This is a genomic window from Nocardia farcinica (assembly GCF_029867845.1).
Classification (GTDB): Bacteria; Actinomycetota; Actinomycetes; order Mycobacteriales; family Mycobacteriaceae; genus Nocardia; species Nocardia farcinica_A.
The window spans coordinates 1-7120 of the sequence record NZ_JARWRU010000727.1; the positions used below are offsets into that span (position 1 = coordinate 1).

Annotated in this window: 5 protein-coding genes; 3 read left to right on the top strand and 2 right to left on the bottom strand. The window is 72.3% G+C overall.

Translation table 11 applies throughout. The annotated features are described in order from the left end of the window. The first annotated feature begins 231 nt into the window (after positions 1 to 231). Positions 232 to 2586: a serine/threonine-protein kinase gene (locus tag QH283_RS15880; RefSeq protein ID WP_280503765.1), complete on the top strand. Its 2355-nt coding sequence runs from the start codon at positions 232 to 234 to the stop codon at positions 2584 to 2586. Positions 2587 to 2629: 43 nt separating this feature from the next. On the opposite strand, the gene QH283_RS15885 is transcribed toward QH283_RS15880, so the two are convergent. Both QH283_RS15885 and pta read right to left on the bottom strand, forming a co-directional pair. Continuing rightward, positions 2630 to 3838 carry an acetate kinase gene (locus QH283_RS15885; protein ID WP_280503761.1) on the bottom strand — a complete coding sequence of 403 codons (1209 nt, stop codon included), beginning with the start codon at positions 3836 to 3838 and terminating at the stop codon, positions 2630 to 2632. 27 nt (positions 3839 to 3865) lie between these two features. Then, on the bottom strand, positions 3866 to 5935 hold the full coding sequence (pta, locus tag QH283_RS15890; RefSeq protein ID WP_280503762.1) for a phosphate acetyltransferase: 2070 nt from the start codon (positions 5933 to 5935) through the stop codon (positions 3866 to 3868). 177 nt (positions 5936 to 6112) lie between these two features. On the opposite strand from pta, the gene QH283_RS15895 reads away from it, so the two are divergent. Together QH283_RS15895 and QH283_RS15900 are read left to right on the top strand one after the other, a co-directional pair. Next, positions 6113 to 6748 carry a DJ-1/PfpI family protein gene (locus tag QH283_RS15895; protein WP_280503763.1) on the top strand — a complete coding sequence of 212 codons (636 nt, stop codon included), beginning with the start codon at positions 6113 to 6115 and terminating at the stop codon, positions 6746 to 6748. After that, on the top strand, positions 6745 to 7120 hold a 376-nt coding region (locus QH283_RS15900), incomplete at its 3' end, for a MarR family winged helix-turn-helix transcriptional regulator (RefSeq protein WP_280503764.1). The genes QH283_RS15895 and QH283_RS15900, both read left to right, overlap by 4 nt.

The window sequence follows — 7120 nt, forward strand, 5'->3', positions numbered from 1 at the left end:
CCCCGCACCCCGCACCCCGACGCGCGATTCCCCTCCGGCCCGGCCGACCAGGACGAACACGCCGACGCCCGCACCGAGCCGCTGCGCGCAGGCACTCCCGCGCCGGAATCCGCGCCCGCGCGAACGGCCGCCGCGCCGCCGCATGCGAGCACACCGCCTGCCGAGGTGACCGCCCAGCACGCCGACGCGGCACCGCCCAGCCGGCCTCCCGTCGCCCCGGAAACCGCGGCCATGCCACGTCCGGGCACCCAGCGCGTCCCCCCGACCGGCGCTGTCCCCCGCCCCGAATCCGGCCACGCGCCCGCCGGTTCCGCGCCTCCGCCGACCGGTTTCGCGCCTCCGCCCACCGGTTACCTGCCGCGCCCACCGGCCGACCGGCGGGCGGCCCGTCCCTCCGGCGACTCCGGCGAATCCTCCGGCGCGAGCCCGGCGTCCATGCCGACCGCCTCGGGTCGCAGCGTGCGCACCTCCCGTTCCCGGGCGACCGTGCGCAGGCTCGGCGGCGGCCTGGTCCCGGTCCCGGCGATCCCGCCCGCCGACCCGATGGACGCGGTGCTCACCGACCCGGTGGTCAGCGAGGGCAGGCGCTACTGCGGCCGGTGCGCGAAACCGGTCGGCCGCGCCACGGCGGTGTCCCCGGCGACCTCGGTGGGCATCTGCGAACATTGCGGCGCCGCCTACGATTTCCGGCCATCGTTGCGCGCCGGTGACATGGTGGCCGGGCAGTACGAGATCCAGGGCTGCCTGGCGCACGGCGGCCTCGGCTGGATCTATCTGGCGATCGACCGCAATGTGAGCGACCGCTGGGTGGTGCTCAAGGGCCTGTTGCACGCCGGGGACGCCGAGGCGCAGGCGGTCGCGGTGGCCGAGCGGCAGTTCCTGGCCGAGGTGGCGCACCCGAGCATCGTCAATATCCACAATTTCGTGGAACATCCCGGCCAGGACGGGCGGCCGGTGGGCTACATCGTGATGGAGTACGTGGGCGGCCGGTCGCTGCGCTCGCTGCTGGACGACCACCCGCGCCCGGAGCGCATGCCGGTCACCGAGGCCATCGCCTACCTGCTGGAGATCCTGCCCGCGCTGGACTACCTGCATTCGATCGGCCTGGCCTACAACGACCTCAAGCCGGACAACATCATGGTCACCGAGGACCAGGTCAAACTGATCGACCTCGGCGCGGTCACCCCGCTGGAGGCCTACGGAACCCTCTACGGCACCAAGGGTTTCCAGGCCCCCGAGCTGGCCGCCACCGGTCCCACCGTCGCCTCGGACATCTACACCGTCGGCCGCACCCTCGCGGTGCTCACCCTGGATCTGCCGATGGCCGACGGCTACTACGCCGACGGCATTCCCGATCCGGCGGACACGCCGGTGCTCGCCCGCTACGAGTTCTTCCACCGGCTGCTGCTGTGCGCCACCGACCCCGACCCGGCGCGGCGGTTCCCGTCCGCGCGGGTGATGTCGGCGCAGGCCGCGGGCGTGCTGCGGGAGATCCTCGCGCTGGAGACGGGCGAGGAACATCCCCAGCTGTCCACCGTGTTCAGTCCCCAGCGCGCCAATTTCGGCACCGAGGAGATGATCAGCGGCACCGACGCCTATGTGGACGGCGTCGCCCGCGACGTGCGGCTGCGCGCCGCCGATGTGGCCCGCGCGCTGCCCGTTCCGCTCATCGACCCGGCCGACCCGGCGGCGGGCCTGCTCGCCGCCACTCTGCAACCCGACCCCGAGCAGGCGCTGGAGGCCTTGGAGGTCGCGCGCGAGCGCGTCGAGTCCGATCCGGGGCACGCGCCGGAGAACGCGCACACCGAGCTTCGACTGGCCGAGGTCCGCATCCGCCTCGACCAGGGGCAGGCCGCCGAGGCGCTGCGCGGGCTGGCCGGTCTCGCGGCGGCCGACTGGCGGGTGCACTGGTTGCGCGGCCTGGCCGACCTGCACACCCAGCAGTTCGAGGAGGCGTTCGCGAGCTTCGAGGAGGTGCTGCGGGTCCTGCCCGGCGAGATCGCGCCGAAGCTGGCGCTGGCCGCCACCGCCGAACTGGTGCTCCAGCACTGGGATTCCAGCGACCGCGAGCAGTGGCGCGCCTACGCGGAGAAGTACTACGAGACCGTCTGGCGCACCGACCGCGCCATGGTCAGCGCCGCCTTCGGCCTGGCCCGCCAGCTCGCCGCCGCGGGCCGGGTGGACGACGCGGTGCGCGCCCTGGACGAGGTCCCGGCCACTTCCCGCGCCTACACCACCGCCCGCCTGACCGCGGTCCTGCTGCTGATCACCGCCGCCCCCGTCGCCGAACTGCCCGAACACACCCTGCACGTGGCCGCCGAGCGCATCGCGGCCCTGCCCCCGGGCGAGGGCCGGGTGCCGCAGCTGCGCGTCATCGTCCTCGGCACCGCCCTGACCTGGCTGCGCGCGGGTAACAAACCCCGCCGCCGGGACGCGAGCTTCCTCGGCGCGCCGTTCACCGAACGCGCCCTGCGCGAGGGCACCGAGGCCGGGCTGCGTTCCCTGGCCCGCATCGCCCCCGGCCGCGACCACCGCTACGCCCTGGTCGACCTCGCGAACTCGCTGCGCGCCAAAACGCTGTTCTGACCGGCCGATCGCGCACCGAACGCCCCGGTGGGGGCGCGCGGTGTCAGCTCCCGCCGACCAGGCGACTGGCCGCCCGCGCGATGGCCAGTTCCTCGTTGGTCGGCACCACCAGCACGGTCACCGGCGCGCCATCGGGCGAGATCCGCCGCGCGCCACGCTCCTTCGCGGTGTTGCGTTCGGGATCGACCTCGATGCCGAACGCGCTCAGCCCGGCCAGCGCGTCCGCCCGTACGTCGGCACTGTTCTCGCCCACGCCGGCGGTGAAGGTGATGACGTCCACCCCGCCGAGTTCGATCAGGTAGGCGCCCAGGTAGCGGCGCAGCCGGTGCACGTAGACGTCGTAGGCCAGCCGCGCGGTCTCGTCACCGGAGTCGATGAGCTTGCGCAGTTCGCGGAAGTCGTTGACCCCGGCCATGCCCTTCAGCCCGGACTCCCGGTTGAGCAGTTCGTCGATGCGCTCGACGTCGAAATCACCCGAATGCACCAGGTGACCGAGGATGCCAGGATCGATGTCGCCGGGCCTGGTGCCCATGACCAGGCCCTCCAACGGGGTCAACCCCATCGAGGTGTCGATCGGCCGCCCGCCGCGCACGGCCGAGGCCGAGGCCCCGTTGCCGAGGTGGAAGACGATCTGGCGCAGCTCCCGCGGGTCGCGGCCGAGGAATTCCGCGGCGCGGCCGGAGACGTACTCGTGTGAGGTGCCGTGGAAGCCGTAGCGGCGGATGCCGTATTCGGCGGCGACCTTGCGGTCGATGGCGTAGGTCGTGGCGGCGGCGGGCATGTGGAAGAAGAACGCCGTGTCGAAGACCGCGACCTGCGGCACGTCCGGCAGCAGTTCGCGGGCGCTCTCGATGCCGATCGCGTTGGGCGGGTTGTGCAGCGGGGCCAGGTCCGAAAGTTCGAGGATGGTGCGCACCACCTCGTCGGTCACCAGCGTCGGCTCGTAGAACACCTCGCCGCCGTGCACCACCCGGTGCCCGACCGCGCGCAGGCCGGCGCCCGCCAGATCGAACCCGGTCTCGTCGAACAGCTCGAACACCAGTCCGAGGCCGGCGCGGTGGTCGGCGATCCGGCCCGCACGGGTGAGCACCCGCTCGCCGCACCGGTGTTCGATGGCGCTGTCGTCCTCGCCGACGCGCTCGACCAGCCCGGAGGCCACCACCTCGCCCGACTCCGGTTCCAGCAGCTGGTATTTGATCGACGACGAGCCGGAATTGATGACCAGCACGCAGTTCTCACCGGCTGTGCTCATATCCGCTGCACCCATTCCTCCGGTCCCTCAGCCCTGCGCCTGGATGGCGGTGATGGCGACGGTGTTGACGATGTCGGCGACCAGCGCGCCGCGGGACAGATCGTTGACCGGCTTGTTCAGGCCCTGCAGCACCGGGCCGATCGCGACCGCGCCCGCACTGCGCTGCACCGCCTTGTAGGTGTTGTTGCCCGTGTTGAGATCGGGAAACACGAACACCGTCGCCCGGCCCGCCACCTCGGAGTCGGGCAGCTTGGCGTCGGCGACCGTCGGCTCCACCGCGGCGTCGTACTGGATCGGGCCCTCGACCGGCAGTTCCGGCGCGCGCTCGCGCACCAGCGCGGTCGCCACCCGCACCTTGTCCACATCCGCGCCGCTGCCAGACTCGCCGGTCGAGTAGGACAGCATCGCCACCCTGGGCTCGATACCGAAGCGGGCCGCGGTGGCCGCAGAGGAGATGGCGATGTCGGCCAACTGTTCGGAGGAGGGATCGGGCACCACGGCGCAGTCGCCGTAGGCGAGCACCCGGTCGGCCAGGCACATGAGGAACACGCTGGAGACGGTGTCGACGCCGGGAGCGGTCTTGATGATCTCGAACGACGGCCGGATGGTGTGCGCGGTGGTGTGCGCGGCGCCGGAGACCATGCCGTCGGCGATCCCCTCGTAGACCATCATGGTGCCGAAATACGAGATGTCGACGACGGTTTCGCGCGCCCGGTCCAGCGTCATGCCCTTGTGCTTGCGCAGCTCGGTGTAGGTGGCGGCGAATTTCTCCAGGTACTCGGAGGTGCGCGGGTCGAGCACCTCGGCCTCGGAGATGTCGACGCCCAGCTCGGCGGCGCGGGCCCGCACGGCGCTCTCCACGCCGAGGATCACCAGGTCGGCGATCCTGCGCTGCAACACCCGGCCCGCCGCGCGCAGGATGCGGTCGTCGCCGCCCTCGGGCAGCACGATGCGCTTGCGGTCGGCCCTGGCGCGCTCGATGAGCTGGTATTCGAACATCTGCGGGGTCACCACGTCGCTGCGCTCGACCCTGATGCCCGCGAGCAGTTCCGGCGCGTCCACGTACTGCTCCATCAACGCCAGCGCGGTGTTGACCTTGCGCGGGTTGCCCGCCGACATCTTGCCGCGAGCCCGGTAGGCGGCGCTGGCGGTGTCGTAGGTGCCCAGCTCGGTGGTCAGGATCGGCAGGCGCGGCTTGAGGCCCTCCATCAGCCGGGCGATGGCCGGATGCGGCAGCAGGCCGCCGTTCATGATGATGCCCGACAGCGAGGGGAAGCCCGCGGCCTCGTGCGCGTTCACCACGCTGAGCAGCACGTCCGAGCGGTCGGCCGGGGCGACCACGACCACGCCGTCGACCAGCCGCTCCAGGATGTGCTCGGCCGTCATGCCGCCGACCATGATCTTGAGTGCCTCGCGCTGCAGCAGCTCCGGGTCGCCGCTGTACATCCGCCCGTTCACCGCCTCGCACAGCTCCGCCATGGTCGGCGCGATCAGCAGCGGCACCTCCGGCAGCGCCCACGACGGCAGGTCGAAGCCGCGCAGCGCGGCGCGCACCTCGTCGAGCTGCCCGGGATCGCAGCGGTTGGCGACGACGGCCACCGCGGTGGCGTGCTCGGTGCGCAGCTCGCTCGCGCACACCTCGACCAGATGCTTGATCTCGGCGGGCGTGCGCTCGGCGCCACGCACCACCAGCAGCACCGGCGCGCCGAGGTTGACCGCGATCCTGGCGTTGAACCGCAGCTCGCTGGGGCTGGCCACCTCGGTGTAGTCGCTGCCGACCACCACCACCGCGTCGCAGACCGCCGCCACCTCGTGGAAGCGCTCGACGATCCGGCTGATCGCGGCGTCGGGGTCGGCGTGCACGTCCTCGTAGGTCACGCCGACGGCCTGGGCATAGTCGATGTCGGCGGTGCTGTGCTCGAGCAGCAGCTCCAGGATGTGGTCCGGTTCGCCGGTCGAGCGCGTGATCGGCCGGAACACCCCGACGCGCGCGGTGGTGGCGCAGAGCATCTGCAGGACCCCGAGGGCAACCGTGGACTTGCCGGTTTCCCCCTCGGGCGAGGCGATGTAGACGATGGACGGAGCGGTGTCGGCCATATCGCAAGAGCTTAGTGAGCCGAACTGATCTTGACCGTTCCACCTCGACCCGGTCACTTTCGGGCCCCGGAGGTTGTCGCGCCACAGAACCACTGGTACGGCGTGGCGCACTCCCGCATGATTGACAGCAAGCTGTCAGTAATGACAGGATGCTGTCATTCGAGCGAAAGGTCAGGCATGTCTCCGACCCCCGTGTACGCCGCTGTCTACGACTCCCTGGCCGACTGGGAGACCGGCGCCGCCACCGCCCACGTCAACGACCCCACCGGCCAGCGCGAGCCGGGCCGCTACCAGGTGGTGACGGCCGGCCCGGCCCGCGCCACGATCACGACCAAGGGCGGCGCCCGCATCACCCCCGACCTGGCCCTCGACGAACTCGATCCCGCGGCGGGCGCGCTGCTGATCCTGCCCGGCGCCGACGCCTGGGTCACTGGCGAGCTCACCCCCTTCGCCGAGACCGCCGCGCGCTTCGTCGCCGCCGGCACGCCGGTGGCAGCCATCTGCGGCGCCACCTTCGGCCTGGCCACCGCGGGCCTGCTCGACACCAGGCGGCACACCAGCAACGCCCCCGAGTTCCTCGCCCACAGCGGCTACACGGGCGCGGCCAACTACGTCGCCGCACCCGCCGTCACCGCCGAGGACCGCCTCGTGGTCACCGCCTCCGGCACCGCCCCGTTCGAATTCGCCCGCGAGGTGTTCGGCGTGCTCGACCTCTACGAGCCGCACATCCTCGACGCCTGGTATCGCGTCTTCGCCCACCAGGACCCCGAGGCCTACGCCGTGCTCGAGGCCTACGAGGCCGCCCGGGCATGAGCGCCGCCTCTCCCGCGGCCGGGCGGGACGAGCTGCCCGGACGCGAGCCGCCGGATCACGAACTGCTGAGCGCCGCCGCCATCACGGCGTTCCGGCTCAACGCCCGATTCCTCGCCCTGGCCGAGTATTTGGCCCGCCCGGCCGGTCTCACCGCCGCCTGGTGGCAGGTGCTCGGCGCGGTCCTGCACGAGCCGCTGCCGGTGGCCGGGATCGCCCGCGCCATGGGCATCACCCGCCAGAGCGTGCAGCGCATCGCCGACCTGCTCGTCGACAAGGGCCTGGCCGAATACCGCCACAACCCGGCCCACCGCCGCGCCAAGCTCGTCGCCCCCACCGAGGCGGGCCTGGCCGCCGTGCGCGCCATCACCCCCC

What these genes read in the sequence shown, in the direction of transcription:
- QH283_RS15885 (WP_280503761.1), bottom strand. Translation starts at nt 3,838, where the DNA reads ATGAGCACAGCCGGTGAGAACTGCGTGCTGGTCATCAATTCCGGCTCG.
- QH283_RS15880 (WP_280503765.1), top strand. Translation starts at nt 232, where the DNA reads ATGCCACGTCCGGGCACCCAGCGCGTCCCCCCGACCGGCGCTGTCCCC.
- pta (WP_280503762.1), bottom strand. Translation starts at nt 5,935, where the DNA reads ATGGCCGACACCGCTCCGTCCATCGTCTACATCGCCTCGCCCGAGGGG.
- QH283_RS15895 (WP_280503763.1), top strand. Translation starts at nt 6,113, where the DNA reads ATGTCTCCGACCCCCGTGTACGCCGCTGTCTACGACTCCCTGGCCGAC.